The organism is Paenibacillus sp. FSL H7-0943 (assembly GCF_037963265.1).
GTDB classification, from domain to species: domain Bacteria; phylum Bacillota; class Bacilli; order Paenibacillales; family Paenibacillaceae; genus Paenibacillus_AQ; species Paenibacillus_AQ odorifer.
This window is the reverse complement of the sequence record NZ_CP150148.1, coordinates 2,208,670-2,230,178: the sequence shown is the minus strand read 5'-3', so window position 1 is coordinate 2,230,178 and position 21,509 is coordinate 2,208,670. Positions and strand designations below refer to the sequence as shown.

Genomic DNA, 21,509 nt, shown 5'->3' with positions numbered 1-21,509 from the left:
TGATCCAAGATGTCTCTAATTAAAGAAGTTATTACGGAATACTATCGTATCCCTTTGCCAGAAATCATGGAGGATGCTAAACATGGCTTGCATACTCATTTTGAAGTTCCCATTGTCAAAATTAGAACGGATGACGGTCGTGAAGGTGTAGGTTATACCTATACTGGCGGATTTGGCGGCAAAGCGATCTGCTCACTAATTGCTAATGAATTAACACATATCTTAGTTGGCAAAGACGCCAGCTGTGTGGAAAGTATCTGGGAGCGGATGAACTGGGGAATACATTATGTTGCTCGCGGGGGCTTGGCTAGCTTCGCCATTGCGGCATGTGACATTGCGTTATGGGATTTACGTGCAAAGAAAGCAGATGAACCTCTCTACAAACTTCTGGGTGGCGCAAGCAATGAGGTCAAATGTTATGGTGGAGCGATTGATTTAAACTTCCCATTAGAAAAGCTCCTGCGCAACAATCAAAAATACTTAGATATGGGCCTCCAGGCTGTCAAAATTAAACTAGGCCAAAAAACATTAGCTGAAGATGTGGAACGAGTGGCTGCGGTACGCCAATTGGTCGGCCCGGATGTAGCCTTTATGGTCGATGCCAATATGAGCTGGAGTGTGGAAAAAGCGATAAAAGCCGCACGTGAATTTTTGAAATACGACATTCTCTTCCTAGAAGAACCAACGATTCCGGAGGATTATGCCGGTTATGCACGGATTGCTGAAGAAACAGGAATGGCCGTTGCAGGCGGAGAGAACTTGCGCACATTAACCGAATTCCATCACATGCTGCAATATGGTCATGTTGATTTTCCTCAACCTGATGCTTCCAATATAGGCGGAATTACGGGCTGGTTAAAGGTAGCTCACTTAACACAAGCCTATAACCTTTCCGTTTCCACACATGGAATGCAGGAATTGCACGTTAGTTTGTTAGCAGCTATGCCAAATGCAGGTTATCTCGAAATGCATAGCTTCCCTATCGATCAATACACTACACGTCCGCTAGTGATTAATAAAGACAATGGGATGGCAGTTGCGCCAGAAGTAACGGGCACTGGTGTTACCTTTGACTGGGACAAATTAGCACCTCACAAACAACAATACTAATAGGAGCGATCGATCATATGAGCATTCCCCTTCAACTAGGTGTTCGAGCACATGATTTCACACAAGTTCCATTGCAAGAGTTAATTGAGAAGATTAAGTCCTATCATTTCACTCATATCCAGTTCGCACTTAAGAAATCTTTTCCTGATAGTGCCCCTAGCCTGACGGCTATAAGCCCTGGAACAGCCAGCTATTATGGCAATGCCTTTAGACAGGCAGGTATTCAGATTGCGGTTCTGGGCTGCTATGTAAATATTGTAGACACCGATCCTCACAAACGGGCGCAAGCGTTAGCCGCGTTTAATACCCATCTGCGCTTGGCCAGAGATTTCGGCGCTAGTCTGGTAGGTACGGAAACCGGAAGTGTGGGACTTGGGTATACCATAGATAATTTTACAGAAGAAGCCTTCCAAGAGGTGGTGGCATCAGTTAAGGCCATGGTGGCGGAGGCCGAACGTTTTGGTGTGACGGTAGGAATCGAAGCAGGACTTCATCATCCGCTGTACACCGCGCCCTTAACCCGCCGACTTCTGGATGAAGTCCCTTCTAACAATCTTCAGGTCATATTGGATTGCGCAAATCTAATGTCGCCTACAAATTACTTGCATCAAGAAGCTATTATTACGGAGGCTTTGAAGCTTCTAGGAAATCGAATTGCTGTCATTCATTTAAAAGACTTTATCGTCCAAGAAGGTGCCATAAAAATAGTCCCTGTAGGTCAAGGGTGGCTAGAGTTTGAGCCGATCCTTCGTTATATGAAATATGAACGTCCTCATATTCAAGGAATCCTGGAAAGCACTCCTGAGTCACATTTAGGAGAAAGCATTACCTTTTTGCAACAGATATACGAATCCTTGTAGGGCTTCATCCCATTAAAACTAATAAATCCACTGCACACCTCTTTATCTTACCTGGTGCAGTGGATTTTTATATTCTGTTTAACATCCGTTTGACCTCCATCAAATAATCGCCTGTTATGATCAGGGCATCAAGAGTACCTGGGAGGGGTTCCATGCGTCTTGCTTTATTCACGGACACATTTCTTCCGCAAACCAACGGAGTTTCACGTACGCTTCAACGATTAACCACCCATTTGAAAGAGCGCGGTATTGAACATCTGCTTTTCTCACCAAAATCTGCTCCTGAAGACAGTTATGCCGATCCCATACGTCCCATTACCAGCATCCCCTTTTTCTTATACCCTGAATGTAGACTCGCACTGCCCAATATGTCCTCTATCCAATCAGAGCTGAAAGCTTTTCGTCCCGATCTGCTTCATATGGCAACTCCGTTCAATATTGGTCTCTGCGGCCTTCGTTATGCGCGCAAACATGATCTGCCCCATGTAGCCTCCTATCATACCCATTTTGACCGCTATCTTGAATATTACCGGATGAAAAAAATCGCTCCGCTCTATTGGAAATACATGAAGTGGTTTCACCGCTCCTGTGATGCCACCTTTGCACCATCCTACGAAACCCTCGATTCCCTCCAAGCTCAAGGCTTTCATCGCCTGAAGCTATGGTCCAGAGGCATCGACTGCCAGCAGTATACCCCCAAAAAACGCAGCCATGAGGTCCGTGAGCGCTACGGAATTACCGCACCGTTACTGCTTCTATATGTGGGAAGAATCGCCCCTGAAAAAGATATACAGACGCTTGCTCTCGCCATGCAGCAATTGCCCGAATCTACGCAATCTCAGGTTCATTGGCTGGTCGTTGGAGACGGTCCCCTTCTGCCGGAAATGCGGGCACAGGCGCCGCATAATGTCACGTTTACAGGCTATAAACATGGTGACGAGCTTGCCCAATTATATGCCTCCGCAGATCTGTTCATCTTCCCTTCCAGTACAGAAACCTTCGGTAATGTTGTCTTAGAGGCTATGGCCTCAGGACTGCCTGTCCTCGCAGTAAATGAAGGTGGGGTGAAGGATCTGGTCACACCCGGCCGCACAGGAATGATTGTCGAGCCCCGCTGCCCGGATGCTTTTATTCGTGAGATTTGTGCATATGTAGAGCACCCTCAAAAGCTAGCTGCTATGGGGCATGAAGGCCGACAGCTGGCACTCGACCGCTCTTGGGAGAATATTTTTGATGGACTCATCCGCGATTATGAAGAGATCATTGAGAATAGGCGTTATGATCTTATACCGGCTTTACTACCATTAATATAATAATGACGATAGTAAGTACATGAACTGCCGCTTCTAGCGGAGCGATCTTGTTCATAGCGGTAGTGTAACCATCAGGAATTTCTTCCCCTTCGCTGCTCATTACGAGCTGGGTTAGCTTTTTCAATCGGGGCTCAACCATTCCAATAATAATCACTTCGATCACGATAAAAAATAATAACGACAGATTTAACCACAACACCGACAAGCCCATTTTATCTATGATCATTAACAAAATACCTGTAACGATCAGGGTGATCCCACCTGTCTTAGGGAATCTGTTTATTTTCTTCATAAGACCAAATACAAAACGAAGCTGACTACCTGTCTTGGCTGAGCTTGTCAGTATTGGCAGCACAAAAGCTGGTCCAATTCCCACTATGGATGCTATAACATGTATAACTACCACAAGCTTTGAGATCATATGCGTCAAATCCATATTTACAATCCCCCTATCATTCGTTGTTTAGATTCATATGAGGCTGATAGGAGAATTAGTCTTGCAGAATCCTTTAAATCTTAGATAATCTTAAAAAAGCGCCTAGCCGGATATCACCGACTTAGGCGCTTTTTTAACAAATATTCACTTATTTTACCGTAACTTTCATGATCGCACTCTCATTTACCCCTTGATCATTCAACAGTTCAGCCCGGTATTCATAGACGCCTGGAGAACGGTTAGTGATAGAAGTAGAAGCCGTTTGTGCGTTTGGGGTGCCCGCTGTTAAAGTCTGAGTATCGATCAGTATTCCGTTCTCATACAAGCGATACTCATTGCCGTTCATCCCCCACCATAAATTCATGGTCACTTTATACTCTCCATCGCCATCCCAGTTGTCATTGGACAACACCGGCTTAGCTGGTGCAGCATCCTTCACGATAACCACATGAGCAGCAGACACCGTTGTGCCAAAAGAATTGGTTAGCTCAGCCGTATAGGTGTAGGTTCCGTTTTCTTTTCCGGTAATATTAGTCACTGCAGTCTGTGCAGCTGGGGAATCATCACGTAAGGTTTGCGTGTCGATTAAGGCACCGTTCTCATATAGCTTGTAGACCGTACCATTATTGCCCCACCACATATTCATTGTGATTTGGTAATCCCCGTCCAAAAGTCCTGTATCCTGCCCATTATTATTGGATAGAACCCATTGCCCCGGAACACCTGTAGCCTTCTGAGGTCCACTTACGAACACAATCACTTGTTCTGTCGTCGAAAGTCCAGCGTTATTAATGGCTGTTGCGATGAACGTATGCGCTCCCGCAAGCCCTGTGAGTGGAATCTCATCTCCATAAACGACAGGTTTACCATCAAAAGTAATATCCAGACTGCGAATACCAGACTCTGGATCTTCCGCTACGACCTGCACCTTCAATACATCCGTTTCACTCATTTGAGCAGAAGGTAAACCAGAAATCGTAGGTGGTGTAGTATCTTCAGTTTCTCCCGGTGAGCCTACATATTGAATTTTTGGAGCCGCTGGTTGTTCCATCCCTTCACCAAGAAAGAATCCAGGGTGCGGAGGTTGATTATAGCCTACATTTTGCCAAGCTACTGCCAGGCGGTAGATCGGATCATGCATCAATGTGCGAATACGATAATCTGTCATATCCGTTGTTGTGTAGATCCGTAGTTCAGAACTGTCCGTTGCCCGCCAGATCACTTCTTCACGCCAATCCCCGAACAGATCTGCCTGCAAGCTTGGATTCGCCTTGGTGCCATTATTTGAAGAAGCACCTACAGCCGTCAATAAGTTAACCGTTGTCTGGTTGGTATAGTCCCACTTATCCACTCGATTCGCATCCAGTAATTCACGTAAAAGATCACCATCCCACCAAATACCAAAATTCGTGGAGGAAGGCAGTTTTTTAGTAATTAGTTCCCCTTGCGCACTGTATAGGCCCGTAACAGGTATATGCTCCTCGTTGGTGATCGTTGCAGCCCATACCTCTTCGCCAGCATATCGCGGATCAATATCTGCTGACATTCCCCGTCCAGTATCAATCCCCGTGAATACACCCCATAATATTTCTCCTGTAGCTGCATCACGCATTTCAATCCCATACTTCGAATCGGTATGCTCATGAACATCAAAGACTTCCAGCCCGGGTCTGGTAGGATCAAGGTCCCCGAAATGAATTGCATCACCATGGCCAAGCTTTGTATTATACAGCGGCAATCCGTCATCGTCGATTGCCATCGCGCCGAAGGTTATTTCGTCCTTGCCGTCGCCGTCCACATCGCCTACAGAAAGATTGTGGTTTCCTTGACCAACATAGTCTCCATATCCTTCATCATTAGAATCGAAACGCCATACTTTCTCGAGCTTGCCCTCGCGATAATTGTAAGCTGCAAGTACAGTTCTAGTATAATAACCGCGGCTAAAAATCACGCTTGGCTGCTCGCCGTCTAAATAAGCTACAGCTGCCAAAAAGCGGTCTACACGGTTACCATAGGTATCCCCCCAAGCGCCAACATCTCCACGTGGCGGATCATAATCAACGGTATCCAATGCCCGGCCTGTTGCCCCTTCGAACACCGTTAAATATTCATTGCCCAGCAGCACATAACCCGAACTGTTACGATAGTCTGCACTGGCATTGCCGATGACTTTTCCTTGACCGTCCACTGTGCCATCTGCCGTCTTGATCATAATTTCGGCACGTCCATCACTATCCAGATCATATACCAGGAATGGAGAATAGTGTGCGCCGGCACGAATATTAGGCCCTAAATTAATCCGCCATAAGCGAGTTCCATCTAATTTATAAGCGTCCATATAGACAAGTCCAGTATACCCAGCTTGAGAGTTATCCTTGCTGTTCGAAGGTGACCACAGCATGATGATTTCATATACACCATCACCGTCCAAATCACCTACACTTGCATCTCCCGCACTATACGTATACGGTTGACCATCCTTGGTGTAATCATCTGCTGGCTTTTGCAAAGGGATCGATAGATATTGCTTCTGCCATACGCTGAATGGTTCCGAAGCAGATTTCTCGACTCCATTGATTACTGATGTGATTCTATATTTGGCATTCTCCGTGCCTTTAGTATCGAGATAGTTCGTGTTTTGAGTAATCAACGAATCATTAAGTTTCTTATCGCCACGATACAGATTGAATCCTATCGTTTCCGGATCCAGACCTAACATCCGCCAGCTGATATAAACACCCTCATCTGTCTTAACCGCTACAGGCGCACGATCCAGCGCCTCCATCTTCCGGTATAATGTTGTCACCGCTGAGGTTTCCAACGTAGCGGATAGATCAGAGATGCCGCCTGCATTTACCGAGTCTACTTTGTAATAGTAAGGAATGGTAGTCAGAACGGTCGTGTCTGTGTACGAAGCTTCGAATGATTTGCCGATCAGGATGAACTCACTGTCTGCGGATTTCGCACGATAAATGTTGAACATCCGTGCATCCGGTACCTCATTCCAAGTAAAGGTCACATCATTTTTGTTCGTAGATTGTACAGCTAGACCACTAGGTACGGCTGCTTTTGCTACGGAGGGGTCAATCATAGACACTTTTAGCGCATTGGAGCCTACGGATTCCAGTCCCGTGCTGTCGACCGAAGTTACCGTATAGATATATTCCATACCAATATCCGCAGTGGTATCTGTGTAGAGCGGCTCTGTTGTTTCGCCCAGCAGCTCTGCACTATTCGCAACCGTAGCCTGACGATATACACGGTATTTCAGCGCACCCTCCATACTATCCCAAGAAAGATTAGCAGTGATAGGCTCACTGTTTAAATCCAGGCTACCCAGTTTCAGATTCGTTGGGGCTAATAATAACGGTGTGATCTCCAGCCCATTGAGATGAGCGGTTGTGCCACTAAAGACAAGATTCATCTGCCCGTCTTTGACAGCAATCTGGTTATACAGCTTCTCAGCAATATTTTCCTTACCTGAGGAGACTGTTCCGTAATCTTTGCCTTCAATGGCTACATTCGTCTTGGCAGATCCAATCCAATCTCCTGTATAGGTCTTAACAGAGTAATAACCATTGGGTAAATCAACTTTGAATTCATACGATCCTCCAAAATAAATCACAAAATCTCTGCGCAGATCGTCCGTCGCATTTCCCCGATCCCGATCAATCATCCCTGCACTCGAGGTCAAACCATATCCACGTTCTGGGGTATACAGGACATTCACATTCACTTCCGTATAACCCGCAGCAACGGGTGAACCAACAGGTCCAAAATCATAACGATACTGAGCGGATTTCGTAGTCAGCTTCACTTCATCTGAAGGCTCAGACTCTCCTAGCCCGTTCACTGCAGTCACTCTTACCGAGTAGCTTTGACCTTCAACCAACCCGCTTAATGTCAATGAAGGGACAGTTGAAGTTCCCGCTAATGTATAAGCAGATTCGGCTTCTGCCGCTAGCTTACGATAGATTTTATAGATATCTGTACCTTCTACTTTATTCCATTTCAGTACTGCACCTGCATTACTGATACTCCCAGCTACAAGACCTTCAGGCTTCACAGGCACCGTTTCCGGCTGTTTGATGTCCTGCACAAAGCTGGAGAGTGGAATATTTAATTCCCCTATTCCTTTGGCCAGCAGACGGGCCATTTGAATGGCTCCGTATTCTTGAAAGTGAGTATCGTCTGTCGAGCCATTTGGGAAAGCACCATATATCCCTGCATCGAGGTGAAGGAATACAGAGCGTGTAGCTGCAAAACCGATAGAATTGTAAAAAGCTACACTGAGTGCGCTAAGATCGACCAAATCAACATCAAGTTCACTTGCTACCTCTTTCATAGCCTGCACATATTCTGGAAAGCTCACATTGAATTTTTCGCTCGCAGCATTATAATCTCTGCGCCCCATGGGGGTCACCAGAATCGGAGTTGCTCCTCTTTGCCTAGCTCCATTGACATATGTTTTTAAATAAACTTTGTAATCGGCTGGAGAAGCATATCGGTCTGGAACGCTAATCGTTGCGTCATTATGACCAAACTGGATCAGGAAATAATCACCCGGTTGGATCTTACGCAGCACTTCATCCAGCCTTCCCTCGACAATAAATGACTTAGAACTGCGGCCTCCGATAGCGTGATTCTTAAACGTTACTTCCTCACTAAAGAAATCAGGAATCATTTGTCCCCAGCCTGCTTGTGGTATCCAATAAGGATCATAAGTCTGCACGGTTGAATCACCCGCAATATAAACCGTTGGCAATTCATTAGCAGGACGGTCTGGCTGCTTAGTAATCACCAGTGCATTGATATTTGGCTTAGTGCCAGAGAACACCAAGTTCATTTGTCCATCCACCAAAGCAATGTCAAAGCTCATTTCCAAATACTGGCCTGCTGTTTTGCTCGTCTGTTGAACTTTTTGAATGGATTCGACTTTGATGCCAATCTCTGTATCTCCGGCGCTGTCACCAGCGATAAGTGACACTGTATAATCGCCATTCGGTAAATCTACATTAAAAGTTGCATCCTTAGGGACCACAAAATCTGATCGCAAAGGATCTGAGGTTCCTCGGTCTACCCCAGTTACTCTCGATATATCTGTAAATCCATATTTAACCTCAGAGGAATAAGATACCCCTGCATCTACCTTAAGATAACCTTCAGCCACAGCACCCGGACCAAAATCAAAGGAATAAACATCCCCTTCTGGCAAAGTTCCAGGAGCCGTATACACGGCGCTTTCCACCTTGTTAGATAGCTCTGATTCGCCTTGGTCATTGGCTGCCTTCACCACATAATATTGCTGTTTTGAGGTGTCCGCTGAGGCATCCGTAAATGTCGTCTTCTCTGACTGACCAATCTCATGGAATGTTCCATCTGCTGAATCAGACCTTAAGATCGTATAGCGGCTAGCTCCAGCCACACTGTTCCAATTCAGTTGAACAGAACTTACACCGACACTGACAATTGAAAGACCGGTTGGTGCTGCGGGAACCTCTACCCCCGGAATTTTGTCTACGGTCACAGATGCGCTCAAAGCAGACTCCTCACCCTTTCCATTTACTGCTGACACATTGTAAATGTAACCACTGCCTTCATTTACATCTGAATCCACGTAGCTGTTAGCAGCAGCTTGACCTATGGCTTGAAGGCTTCCACTAGGAAGAACCGTTCGATAAATATTGTAATAGACTGCTTCGGTCACGCTGCTCCACCCTAGAGATACCTCAGTGGGAGTGATATTATGAACCACTAATCCCTCAGGGGCTTTCAATGGACCTGGTACAATCTGCTGAATAATTAGTCCATTTAAATATCCGCCAACCCCTGTACCCGTAATGCCGACGGTCAGTTGACCATCTTGAACAGTCGTCCGGTAGGTAGCTTGATTTACAGCTTGCTTGCTGCTTATCGACCCAGCCGTGCTACCTTCCAAAGTAATCGTAGTTTTGGTTGTACTTGTACCCGCTAGTAAATCTCCTGAGTATACAGTCACATCGTAATCCCCATTAGGAAGATCCACCAAAAAAGAATAGGACAGTCCCAATACAAAATCGTTGGTCATATCGTCTCCACCCGAGCGATTCCTCGAAGCAACCGCCTGATCTAAACCATACCCTAGCTCATTCGTATATAATTCAGATTCATGCACGCCTGTATAACCACTCATAACAGGACTTGTTGCTGTTCCAAAATCATATTGCAAGGTTATTGGGCCTGAAGCTGCACTGGCCTGTTGCCCCCCAAATGTTGTAGATGGAAGTATTGATGAACAAATGAAGATCCACGACAATAACACCATAAATATTTTATTTCCAAGTTTATTCCTCTTCATCTTCCGTGCTTCACCCGCTTTCTTATGATTGAAAGAACTTAGTACGCATCTAGCCCCGTTGTAGTAAACGCTTACAATAAGCTTCGTTGTCATTCGTTCTTCAAATATAAGTTCACTTCGTGCGCGTATCCCCTCCTCTTTGCTCAGGCAGCTGGATGGTAGATGATTCCAGTTTCACTCATATCCAACACGATACTACCACCTAAGTGTCACTCTGAACATTTAAAAAACAGATTTTATCATACACTAAACCGTTCAATTTCTTCGCCTATAGTTATAAAAACCTACGATTTGGGAAGAAGTTAGGACAGAAGAATCAGTGAGGGGACACCCGCTTTTGAGATTACGACAACAGTTTTGCTATTCCTTCATCCTTAACCATTCGCTTCTGAGCAATCCATAGGAATAAGTATCATGCCAGATTGGCTCTCCATTACTATCGTATTTAAAATAACCCGTCTGCAAAAAATGTCCTTCTCGACGAAGCTTCAATCGTTCAAGCAGTTTCCATGAGCGTGTATTTTCGGGATCACAGTTCGCAATCACACGTCTCATTTTCAGATTATCAAAGCCATAGTTTAACATTTGATTACAAGCCTCTGTAGCATACCCGCTTCCCTGAAAATCAGGGTTAAAAACATATCCAAATTCCCAAACGCCAAAAACCTTTGGTTCGCTCGCTTGAAAATATAAGTTGCCGATCATTTTTGTCGTAGATTTAAGACAGACTGCCCAAAAAGCACGGTCCGATGACCGTCTGAGCGCCTCAGTGCGAGATTCATCTGCATTAAACACGGAATAGGGCTCATATTTCACAACACTTTCTTGCGACAAATATTCATGAAGGTCTTTCCAATCCTCTGCTGAGAACCTTCTAATCCATAAACGTTCGGTTTCCATAATTTCCATCAGAACAACACTTCCCTAATATTAATAGTAAATATATACCATACACCCCATAATACCCCTATTCCTTTTTTATTTCATATGAGCAAAATCATTTCACAAACAGCAAATAGGCCTCCTTGGATTCCCAAGAAGGCCGATGAATGTTTCTCTATATCTTAACTCTGCTTAAACTGCCACCTGACGCAAATAATCGTTCGATATGCTTCTGAACGGTTGGGTCTGGGATCAGTGGCGGGGCTTGATGGGGTTTTACCCGAGCATCAATAATCACGTTATCACAGGACCAATGTTTATACTCAGTAGAACTGTTCACTCCATAGATATCATGAGATGGATTACTGCGGGTGAACGTCGCCCATAGGAAATTGTCGATCTTTTCACTCAAAAACTCGCTATCATCACACAAAATAATCATTGGGCAAGAAGGAAGTGACCCTTGCTCCTGAATAGCTTCACTAAGCTTGTTCATTTCCAGTGCTGCTTCAGCGTAGCTTGTGAATTTAGCGCCTTGAAGGGCAACAAGACCAGGCATCACCATTCGTGCATGTTCAAATCCCTGTAATTCTTTCAGCAGGCCTGGCACCTCTGTACATAGCTCTCTTTTCTTATCCCCTACTGCTGCGAAGATCACTTTACTTCCGCTGTTTAATCCTGTGCCGGAATAATCAAGTGTATCAATCGTGGTATTGGTATAGAAATGAATATCTCTATGAAGATTAATCCGCTCTAAGATATACGTCAAGAAATCCTCGATATTATGTGTGCTGATAGGCTGATTCTCTTCTGCTGTAATAAACAAAAACTTAGCTAAACTAAGCTGACCCGTCCCTAAAATCCGGTTAGCAATGGTCAGAATTTCTGCTGGCTGCTTTACTTGCTGATAAGGCGTATAACGTTCACTGCCAATGGCGAACAGCAGGGGATGAACACCCGCAGCATCGACTGCATGAACTTCTTTAACGCCCGGAATTTCTTGGCGGATAGCCCCACCTGTCAGCTCGTGAATTAACTCACCAAACGCGGTATCCTCTTGTGGCGGCCGGCCGACAACCGTAAATGGAAAGATTGCATTTTTTCTGGCGTACACTTTATGTACTCTCATTACTGGGAAAGGGTGAACCAAGCTATAATAGCCTAAATGGTCGCCAAAAGGCCCCTCCGGCTTCGTCTCACCAGGGTGAATTTCACCTGTTATTACAAAGTCCGCATCATTGCTGATACAATAACCATCCACATAGCTATAGCTGAAATGGCGTCCTGAAAGTAATCCTGCAACGATCATCTCACTCATTCCCTCAGGCAAAGGCATAACCGCCGATAAAGAGTGAGCGGGTGGTCCACCGATAAAACAACTTACTTTAAGCGGTTGTCCTTGGCGGTTCGCTTTTTCCTGATGTACGCCAATGCCGCGATGAATTTGATAATGAATGCCCACTTCTTTATTTAATTCATACTCATTTCCAGTCAGCTGCACACGGTACATTCCCAGATTGGAATTCATAATGCCCGGCTTGTCCGGATCTTCTGAATACACCTGCGGCAAAGTTACAAAAGCACCACCATCTCCCGGCCAATGTGTGATTAGCGGAAGATCAGAGATACTAATTTCCTGAAAACCGCTTGGCAGACCCCCTGGCTTTTTAATAGGCAATGCTGTTCTCGCGGATAATCCGGTACCAACATATTTAAATGGATTTTTGAGTGCTTTTACGGGATCGTTGCGAAGGGCAATTACGTTATGTGTGGAGTCCCAAGTACGCCGAAAGATAAACTTACTGCGCTCTATCGTTCCAAAAAGGTTAGATACGGCCCGAAACTTCGAGCCTTTTACATTTTCAAATAATAATGCAGGTCCACCAGCCTCATAAACCTTTAGGTGAATCGCCGCCATCTCTAGATAAGGGTCCACTTCTTCATGAATACGAACTAAATGTCCGTGTTTCTCTAAATCATTAACACACTCTTCTAAATTGCTATATTTCATTTCATTACTCCGATCTCTAGAAGGTTATTACAAGATTACTTGGATGCTTTAATTATACCCTGTAAGATATTAAAATAAAGCGCACGCGTACCCTATGTACTAGAACCTAACGTCTTTATCTTGTATTCTCTGGTTTCGGTTCACTCCGCAATATATTTTTAGCAGGAATACCTACAGCCGAAGCGTTATCCGGCACATCCTTTACCACGACAGACATGGCCCCGATATTAACATCGTTACCAATGACAACCGGTCCAAGAATCTTGGAGCCTACTCCAATAAAAGCTCTGTCTCCAATCACTGGCTCTCCTAAGTTATTTCTCCCGCCAATAGTCACTTGATGAAAAATAGTAGCATGGCTTCCAAGCACCGCTTTAGGACTAATGATAATCCCATTTAAACCATGCGGTAAATGAAGCGCGTCACCAATTTGAGCTTGAGCGTGAAGCTCGCCATTCGCAAGAATACGGACAAAAAGCACATCCATTATCCGATACAAAAGCCACAAAGGTTTTCGCACGATGCCATTCTTCACTCGATAATACACCCAATTTCCATAACGATAAGTAAACAAGGCCATAATCGTTTGAGGATTTTTCAGATTTGCTTTCCAGTCCGTTTTGAATGATTTCATCATTTTATCGTTCTCCTTTTTAGGGGCTAGGGTATGCACTGTATTCTGGAGTAATGAAGGCAACTGTGGATAAAACATCTGGGAGGATCGCGGGCTGGAGGGTCAGTCGGTGATTGTACTTTCACCAGTGTAAGATAGATTCTGAGATTCATCAAGCAAGTGGGCAGTTCTCTCTATATAATCATCAACCGATTTAGAGGCTTGTTAAACAACAACACGCACCGAACAAAAAGATCGGCGCGTGTTGAACAGCATATTTTCTATTAAATCAGATCCAGAACAATCACATTCACGGAATTGGCAGCTAGCTTCACAATTGCCGTGTCTTTATCAATTACGATTTCCGTTTCAACTGGTGTAACCTTCTCATCATTTTTTCTGTTCACATTAGGTGTGTGAACCAGTGAGGCGTCTCCGGTTAAAGTAATCCGTTTACCCGTAGCAGCTACTTTTAAGCCTTTTAGATCAAGCTTCGTTGCTTTTTCTACACTATCCGCATTTACAAGCTTCACATAAAGATGCTTATCATCTTTAGTTACGGAATTGTATACTTCTCTGTTATAAGCCTCAAGCTTATAATCCAGTACTTTGCTTGTTACCTTGCCATCTGTATAAGAGCAAATCAAATGTTTGCCATCTGCTCCGCCATAATTAACGGTGATGGTATATTCCGTATGATCCGCAAGCTCTTCATAGCAACTGGCTCTAAGGTTACCAGCAGCGGTACTAGAGGAATAATCGCCGAGAGTATAAGCCTCAATCCCTTGCTTGTACACCTTGACTCCTGTGGCATCGCCATTGTAGCCAATCGCATATTCGATAACATCTTTATTTTCCGGTGAGATTTCTGTCAGACCTGCGCCTACATAGAAGCCATCTTCGCCAGAAGCTTTTTCAGCTACAACCTCTACTTTATAATTAGTCCACGCGTCATTAAGGATATACAATCCATTCAATCCGCCATTCTGCGCTTTCAATACCAGACCTTTGGAAGGATCCATCGTATATCCGGCAGAGCCAGGAATCACTTTCCAAGCTTCATCCAGCGGCTGCGTGAAATCTTGATCCAACCATACACTGCCATCTACATTCGAAGTCACTTTCACCCGTTTCACGATCACAGATGATTTCCCCGCAGCCACTTCAATTCCTCCATGAGGAATGAGGTCTACCTTCTCCCCGTTGCGATAAGTCGAAAATGAGGTGCCAACCACTTTGGTTCCCAGGTATTTAGCATACAGCTGCTGAACATAATAGTTCGGTGTGTACCATACGGTTTCATCATCGAACCAGATGCAATCCGGTGTCCATCTATAGGTGCCATCTGTCAAAACCTTGTTGAACAACGGTGCCGTTGCCGCCAATCTAATCACATCAGAGTTATTCTCGAAGCTGGACATAATCGCCGCCTCAGCAACAGCTCCTGCCAATGTGTTTTTATCTGTGGAAGCATATTCACCCACAAAAACCTTTGAAGTTTCAGCCTCATCCAAGCTGCCGTCTTCCTTATAGGCTCTGTAATAGTAGTTGTAACGATCAGCATTCTCTAACAAATATTCATTGGAACGGTAGTAATGCTCATCCGCAATGGTATCCATGTAGTTCTTTTGTTTTTCGTACCAGGTAACAGTCTCTTCGATGCTCGATGTACCATCCGTAAAGCTGATTTTTTCCGAGCCCTGTAAATTTCCGCTTAGGAATTTCCAACCTTGCTGGTAAGCATCATCATCTGCCTGTGCACCCACGGTAGAGAGAATAGTCAATTCATGATCAGGATAGTTCTTCACCATATACTCATCAATCACTGTTTTAAAATATTCGAAGTTGGCGAAAAACTCTGTACCCCAGTTTTCATTCCCCACACCCAAATAACGCAGATCAAACGCTGCTTCATGGCCCATCTTTTTACGCAATGCAGCCCACTCATTATTGTCAAAATCCATGCTAATCGCAAAATCAATCAGATCCGTAAAGTTCTTCACATAATAATCTCTTAACGCACCGCCAGCTGGATTCGCATAATCCGAACGAGCTTGACAGAGTACGCCGCAGGCCATAACCGGAAGTGGTGTTGCGTTCAAATCCTCGGCTAATTGGAAATACTCCATATATCCAAGACCCATGGTCATCATGTAGCCCCATACGTTATAGTTCTCTTTGCGCAATTCGATATCGTTGACGGACTCTTTCCAATCGTACACGTTCTCCCAAATGTGAGAACCTTCAGAAATACAACCCCCAGGGAAACGCAGGAAGGTAGGATGAAGATCAACGAGTGCATTCACTAAGTCTTTTCGCAATCTATAGTTTGAATTTCCTTTATAGTTAGCATGAGCTGTAGCAGAACGTTCCTCTTCACCAGCGCCCCAAACGTCATCAGGAATTAAGGAAACCATATCAATGGAGATCTCACCGTTAAAGGTTAAAGCCAGCTGACCAAGCACAGTTTCAGATCCTGTTAATACAAGCTTTGAATCGACACCATACTTCTTCCAGCTGCCGTCACCGTTTACTTCAACAACTGCAGTATCGCTGATGGCTTTACCGTCTTTGTCGAGCAATTGCAAGGTAATTGTGCCCGCTGCTTCTGCCTTCGCCCAAATCGTGAAGTTGTACTTGGCATCTTCCTGAATAAACATCGAGCAGTGCTGATTGGAATCGGCAAAACCTCTATTATTAATCGTCGCGCCATCCGCTACCGTCACATAATGCGCATTCATATCTTTATCATCGATGCCGAAGAAATCGTTTAATCCGCCTGTATTATGGACAGTCATTTGGTCTGTATCCCCAGACCATGCGTGAAGAGGTGTATAATTTCTTCCGGTGGAAGCACCATGTACACCACATACATGCGAATAGCTGTCAAAAGCAAAAGATTCGAAGGAGCGGTTCTGCACTAGCTCTGCATAGATCCCACCGTCTGCTGCATTGTTAATGTCCTCATAGAATAAACCATATAGAATTTGGCTAACATCCAAAATCTCCTGATTGCCGTCAATCGTTAAAGTGTAAGGTGGCAAATCTTCCGGAAGCACAGACACCGTGAAGCTCTTTTCTACTGTACTAGCTCCCTTTTTCAAATGTGCTGTAAGTGTTACACCATGAGCAGATTGAACTCCTTTATTCACAACGCCTTCATTAGAAATAACTTTGGTATCGCTGGATACCCAAGATACGTCAACTTTCCCGCCCATCAGCGAAGCTGGCAATTCGATATCTTTGGTAATAATCGAGCTTGGGAAGGTTAAGTATTTATCTTTTGCAAGCTTAACGATATCTTCATCCGTCAAAGATTCGCACATAATTTCAATCACTTCATCTTGAGTTAAGCCTGCTTTATATACACGGAAGTCCGAAATATAGCCGCCAAAATCAACATCTGCCGCGTACTGGGATTTCCCGATTGTATTATTGCTATAATTCAGTTGGTCTTCAAAAGTAGCAAACCATGTGCGCAGCTTAGCATATGTGCCACTCGAGGTTTGGCTGATCATTCCATCCGCAACTACTTCACCATTTACATACATCACAGGACCTGCACTGCTTAGTGTTCCACCTTTTGTGCCTGTAACTGCAAAGGAAACGTGTACCCATTCATCAGTCGCAAAGGATTTCCCTGGATCTGCAATTAAGTCTTCCCCTGCAAAACAAGTGCCCCGTAAATTGCGGGTTACAAAAAGATAAGGTCCTGTTTCACCTTTACCAAAATCAAAAATTCTTTCCCATAAGCTTGAAGCTTTGCTTACATACATCCAGGTCGAAATCGTAATTCCTGTATGGTCACTGACCTCTTTAAGCAGATCGTTAGGTAATGAAATATAGGATGTGCCATGTTCTCCCCCAGCAAGCGAAACAGCTTGTCTACCTGCTACGGATTTAATAGCCGGCAGCTTCGTACCTGAAGCGGTTCCATCATTGCCGTTCCCCGAGAAATCTTGACCAACATCCTCTGGATTATCAAACTTATAATGCGCAATTAGACTACCATTAATAAATTTGTTACCGTTGTCATTTTTCATAGAAGATCACCTGTTATCTTTATAGTAGAAATCTTAAAAACCTAACAATATTAGTTCATTGCCGTTTATACGAAACATAATAACATATTTTATAGTCAATTAATATATTAACCAATTAATATTTATGTGAAATAAAAGAAAACAATTTTTATAATCAAATATTACCAAATCAATCATTTGTTTCATGGTAAAATATCTGTTAGTTAATAAAGGAGTGGTACAAGTGAGCGAGGTTGTGAATGATAAGGCCAATTCTAGTGATTTATTTACGATTGATTGTAAAGATATTTTTTTGCGGGAGTATAGCGTGGAGGATTTAGAGGAGTTTCATGCACTTACTCTACAGCCTGAAATTATTGAATTCTTGCCGGATTGGAATGTTCCTAAAGAACAACGATTGGACTGGTTAATAAACTATGAAATAAAAGAGAACCAGCAGTTTCTTCAAGCGATCTCAGCGGGCGGAGATATCGGAGAGCTTCGTCTTCGTTTAGGCATTATTTTAAAAGAGTCCGGTGAGTTCATTGGTTGGTGTTGTACAGGAATTAAGGATGAATTGCCCGTTCCCAACAGAGAGATTATGTATGCCATATCCAAGGATCATCGCGGTAAAGGCTACACTACTCAAGCTGCCAAGGGATTAATTAAGTATTTGTTTGATAATAGCTCTACCGATGTATTAAGTGCCATTGCTCTGAAGCACAATATCCCGTCTAATAGAGTCATTCAAAAATGTGGTTTCGAGCTTCTTGACGAGATTACGATTGAACATGAAGACTATAATTATTACCGGCTTTCCCAGCAACAGTGGAATGAACAGGTAGGATGTAAATAGCGCCCCACACTAAAAAACCTCTGTATGGGAAATGGAGATTCGGTCCATTTACCAAAACAGAGGTTTTATTGTGAATTCATGACTGTTGCTTCATGCGAAGCATTTGATTCAAAAGCTCTTTCACATCTTTTTCTGGAAAAGCTGCAAGCAGGGTCTCTTGAAAGGTATCTTGTGCACGAAGGAGCTTGTCTTCGCCAATGGCAGTCAAGGCAGTATAGATACTTCTGCGATCAGCATCACACGCTTTTCTTTCTAAAGCGCCACAGCCTTTGGCCTCAAACCGACTAACCAGTCGGGAAACTGCACTCTGGCTTAAACCCACCATAGCTTCGAGTTTCTGCAATTTCAGTTTCTTCTCCGGCGCTTCCGACAAAAATAACAGCAAATAAAATTCTTTTAAGGATAAGCCATGTTTGGCTTGTAGATTAGCTTCCAATTCATTCGTCACATTCATTTGTATATGCGTTAACGTCAACCAACTCGTTATAAGTTCATTGTTAAGAATGTCGCCCATTTTATTATTCATCTCCCGGGTGTATGGCTTTTCATGATTTTTTCCTTCTATATAATAGTACTACAATCCACAACCATACATAAAGTATAGGTTCGATACTATACTTTATTTTATTTTAAAAAAGAGGAGAGACCGTTTCTCCAAGAAGCCGGCCCCTCCACACTTTACAATTATTTTGTTTAGACTTCACACCATTTAAATTAATCTTTATCCATTAATTCTTGGAAACCCGAAAGAATATTGTCTGGGAATACCCGCATCTTTCTGAAGCTCGACCCCTGCTTCCAGCGTCCAGTATGGATTTCTCAACATGCCCCGGCCCACGGCAACAAGATCAGCTTCCTCATTCCCAATCACGGCATTAGCAAGTACAGGCTCATCCAATCTGCCAACCGCAATAACCGGAACATTCAAGCCATATTTGATTTCTCTGGCCAAAGGAACCTGATAAGCTGCATGCGTCCCTGGTTTCCCGGCAGCTGCGATAGGACCTTCACCACCTGCACTGATATGGAAAATATCTGCGCCTGCTTCTTTGTAAGCTTTACTAAATTCCAAGCTTTCTTTGATACCGTACCCGCCCTCAACATATTCTTGAGCGGAGATACGCATAATCAATGGCATTCCTTCCGGCATTTCACTTTTTGCTGCGCGAATGACTTCTGTACCAAACAGTGTTAAATCCTTGCCATATTCATCTGTTCTTTGATTGGTTAGAGGGGAATGGAACTGATGAATAAGGTAACCATGCGCTCCATGAAGCTCGATAACATCAAATCCCGCTTGTATCGCCCGCTTCACGCCCAACCGGAATTTCTCAACCATAGCTTTCACTTCTTCAGTTGTTAAGGCACGTGGTGTTTTGGAGTCAGCATCAAAAGGAACGTTAGAGGAGGATACAGGAACTGCTGCATCTTCTGCTTTACGTCCGGCGTGTGCAATTTGAATACCTACTTTAGCGCCATAAGAATGACAAGCTTCAACGATTCTGGCCAGTGCAGGAATTTGCTCATCAGACCAAATACCAAGATCAAAATCAGTAATCCGGCCATCAGGCTCCACGTCCGTCATTTCAATAATAATTAATCCGGTTCCGCCAACAGCGCGGCTTACGTAATGATTATAATGCCAATCCGTAGCAATTCCGTCTTTGTTAGACACTGAATACTGACACATTGGAGGCATAACCACGCGGTTCTTCAGCTTCAAATCCTTCAATTCATACGGGGTGAACAAGTCCTTCATGATATCTCTCCTCTTTATAAAAAACTAAGTATAGTATGATCAATGCTTCCAGTGAACATGAGTTTCTAAGTTCATCTTATATAAAATATTTATAAATGCATGCTCATGCATGTATATTATTATAGAATAGCGATGATGTCAACCGTGAATAATCTTCTGCTAAATGGAAACTCCGTGTATTGTTGAAACTTCTATCTTAAGGTAATATATGGATATCTATTTTTCTTTGAAAGGATGACCTCACTCGTGGACAAAAAGCTCTTACAATCACATAGTATTTTCCCTACGTTGAATATTGAGCAAACCGCTGCCTTCTACAGCCAGTACTTAGGTTTTAAAGCTGTGCCCTATTTAGATACACAAGAACCACATCTTTGTTTGTATCGTGACGATACAGAGATTATCCTTACGCAATCCCATGGACAAAAGGTCATTCCCAATCGAGAGTTGTACGGTTATGGATACGATGCCTATTTTATTACGAAGCAGCAAGAAGAGTTGGAGAAGGAGTTCGAAGCCGCCGGTGTTCATATTGTTCGTTCTTTATCAAACACCGATTATAATAACAAGGAATTTGTGATTGAAGATGTGGATGGTCGCTGGATTGCTTTTGGAATCAAAAAATAAAAAAAACGGCTCTCAGCCGTTTTTTCTTGTGTTTAAAAGAGTCCCCATAACTTCTTACAACTATTTTTACGGGAAGGATCCAAAACATCCGTAACCCCAATCTTATTTAACTTGTGTAGTAACTCTTCCTCGCTATGCTTGATTTTATAATCTAACTCCTCCCCATAGAGCGGAATTAACGTATAAAAGTGCACCACTTTCTCACGGGTCATTTCTAAATTAAAGAAACCGGCTTTATCTTTTACATCTGGAACCCAAACGAACATCCCTTGAAATCCTGTATCCTCACTATAAGGCTGGGCGGGATTCCCGTTCACAAGCGTATGCCCCATATAAAGCCATGTATTATATTCATGCGGAAACCTAGCCATTGTTTTCAGGGCTCGAATCGGCCAATAATTCCGTTCATCCTTAAACGCCTCATCCGACAGCTTCCAGGTAGGAGGGAGACAAATCATTAGCTCAGCATATTGATATTCTTCTGCACCTTCTGGCACCGTCATCGGTAATTCGCTCATTCCAGAGGTAATTAAAGTATAGAAGTTCCGCTCAGGCGTCGGATCAAGAATTAGAATATCTATCGACAGAACACCTGAAATAATTTCTTTAAAAACATTATCAATAACACCTATGTATTTTTCAATATGATTACATATTTTCTCATTAGAATGAGCAGAATGCAT

At 43.6% G+C, this 21,509-nt stretch carries 14 protein-coding genes; 5 read left to right on the top strand and 9 right to left on the bottom strand.

Going from position 1 to position 21,509, the window contains the following annotated elements:
- Positions 1 to 9 precede the first annotated feature (9 nt).
- The 3 genes from NSQ55_RS09565 (at position 10) to NSQ55_RS09555 (ending at position 3,283) form a co-directional block, all read left to right on the top strand.
- On the top strand, positions 10 to 1,110 hold the full coding sequence (locus tag NSQ55_RS09565) for a mandelate racemase/muconate lactonizing enzyme family protein (protein ID WP_076184308.1): 1,101 nt from the start codon (positions 10 to 12) through the stop codon (positions 1,108 to 1,110).
- Positions 1,111 to 1,127: 17 nt separating this feature from the next.
- Entirely contained in the window at positions 1,128 to 1,970 is an 843-nt protein-coding gene (locus tag NSQ55_RS09560; protein WP_076124970.1) for a sugar phosphate isomerase/epimerase, read from the top strand.
- Positions 1,971 to 2,122: 152 nt separating this feature from the next.
- Positions 2,123 to 3,283: a glycosyltransferase family 1 protein gene (locus tag NSQ55_RS09555; protein ID WP_339172821.1), complete on the top strand. Its 1,161-nt coding sequence runs from the start codon at positions 2,123 to 2,125 to the stop codon at positions 3,281 to 3,283.
- On the opposite strand, the gene NSQ55_RS09550 is transcribed toward NSQ55_RS09555, so the two are convergent.
- From NSQ55_RS09550 to NSQ55_RS09525, 6 genes are all read right to left on the bottom strand, one after another.
- On the bottom strand, positions 3,255 to 3,719 hold the full coding sequence (locus NSQ55_RS09550) for a DUF2269 family protein (RefSeq protein ID WP_248549305.1): 465 nt from the start codon (positions 3,717 to 3,719) through the stop codon (positions 3,255 to 3,257). The genes NSQ55_RS09555 and NSQ55_RS09550 overlap by 29 nt on opposite strands.
- A gap of 148 nt (positions 3,720 to 3,867) precedes the next feature.
- Positions 3,868 to 10,056, bottom strand: coding sequence for an SGNH/GDSL hydrolase family protein (locus NSQ55_RS09545; RefSeq protein ID WP_303047847.1), 6,189 nt, complete (start codon positions 10,054 to 10,056; stop codon positions 3,868 to 3,870).
- Between the two features lie 360 nt (positions 10,057 to 10,416).
- Entirely contained in the window at positions 10,417 to 10,965 is a 549-nt protein-coding gene (locus NSQ55_RS09540) for a GNAT family protein (RefSeq protein ID WP_175617314.1), read from the bottom strand.
- Positions 10,966 to 11,113: 148 nt separating this feature from the next.
- Positions 11,114 to 12,949 carry a UbiD family decarboxylase gene (locus NSQ55_RS09535; protein ID WP_339172816.1) on the bottom strand — a complete coding sequence of 612 codons (1,836 nt, stop codon included), beginning with the start codon at positions 12,947 to 12,949 and terminating at the stop codon, positions 11,114 to 11,116.
- 115 nt (positions 12,950 to 13,064) lie between these two features.
- Positions 13,065 to 13,586 (bottom strand): serine acetyltransferase, encoded by a 522-nt coding sequence (locus NSQ55_RS09530; RefSeq protein WP_036679239.1) that lies wholly within the window; start codon positions 13,584 to 13,586, stop codon positions 13,065 to 13,067.
- Positions 13,587 to 13,846: 260 nt separating this feature from the next.
- A complete protein-coding gene (locus NSQ55_RS09525; RefSeq protein ID WP_076184307.1) occupies positions 13,847 to 17,605 on the bottom strand; it encodes an alpha-L-arabinofuranosidase C-terminal domain-containing protein in 3,759 nt (1,252 codons plus the stop codon).
- Between the two features lie 223 nt (positions 17,606 to 17,828).
- Here NSQ55_RS09525 and NSQ55_RS09520 point away from each other — a divergent pair, with 223 nt between their 5' ends.
- Entirely contained in the window at positions 17,829 to 18,440 is a 612-nt protein-coding gene (locus NSQ55_RS09520) for a GNAT family N-acetyltransferase (RefSeq protein ID WP_254857033.1), read from the top strand.
- 76 nt (positions 18,441 to 18,516) lie between these two features.
- Here the strand turns inward: NSQ55_RS09520 and NSQ55_RS09515 are convergent, their stop codons facing one another.
- On the bottom strand, positions 18,517 to 18,954 hold the full coding sequence (locus NSQ55_RS09515; protein ID WP_081383136.1) for a helix-turn-helix domain-containing protein: 438 nt from the start codon (positions 18,952 to 18,954) through the stop codon (positions 18,517 to 18,519).
- A 207-nt stretch (positions 18,955 to 19,161) separates the two neighbouring features.
- Positions 19,162 to 20,199 carry an NADH:flavin oxidoreductase/NADH oxidase gene (locus tag NSQ55_RS09510; protein ID WP_076124961.1) on the bottom strand — a complete coding sequence of 346 codons (1,038 nt, stop codon included), beginning with the start codon at positions 20,197 to 20,199 and terminating at the stop codon, positions 19,162 to 19,164.
- A 246-nt stretch (positions 20,200 to 20,445) separates the two neighbouring features.
- On the opposite strand from NSQ55_RS09510, the gene NSQ55_RS09505 reads away from it, so the two are divergent.
- Positions 20,446 to 20,826 carry a VOC family protein gene (locus NSQ55_RS09505; RefSeq protein WP_076098496.1) on the top strand — a complete coding sequence of 127 codons (381 nt, stop codon included), beginning with the start codon at positions 20,446 to 20,448 and terminating at the stop codon, positions 20,824 to 20,826.
- Between the two features lie 32 nt (positions 20,827 to 20,858).
- Here the strand turns inward: NSQ55_RS09505 and NSQ55_RS09500 are convergent, their stop codons facing one another.
- Positions 20,859 to 21,509, bottom strand: coding sequence for a suppressor of fused domain protein (locus tag NSQ55_RS09500; RefSeq protein WP_339172811.1), 651 nt, complete (start codon positions 21,507 to 21,509; stop codon positions 20,859 to 20,861).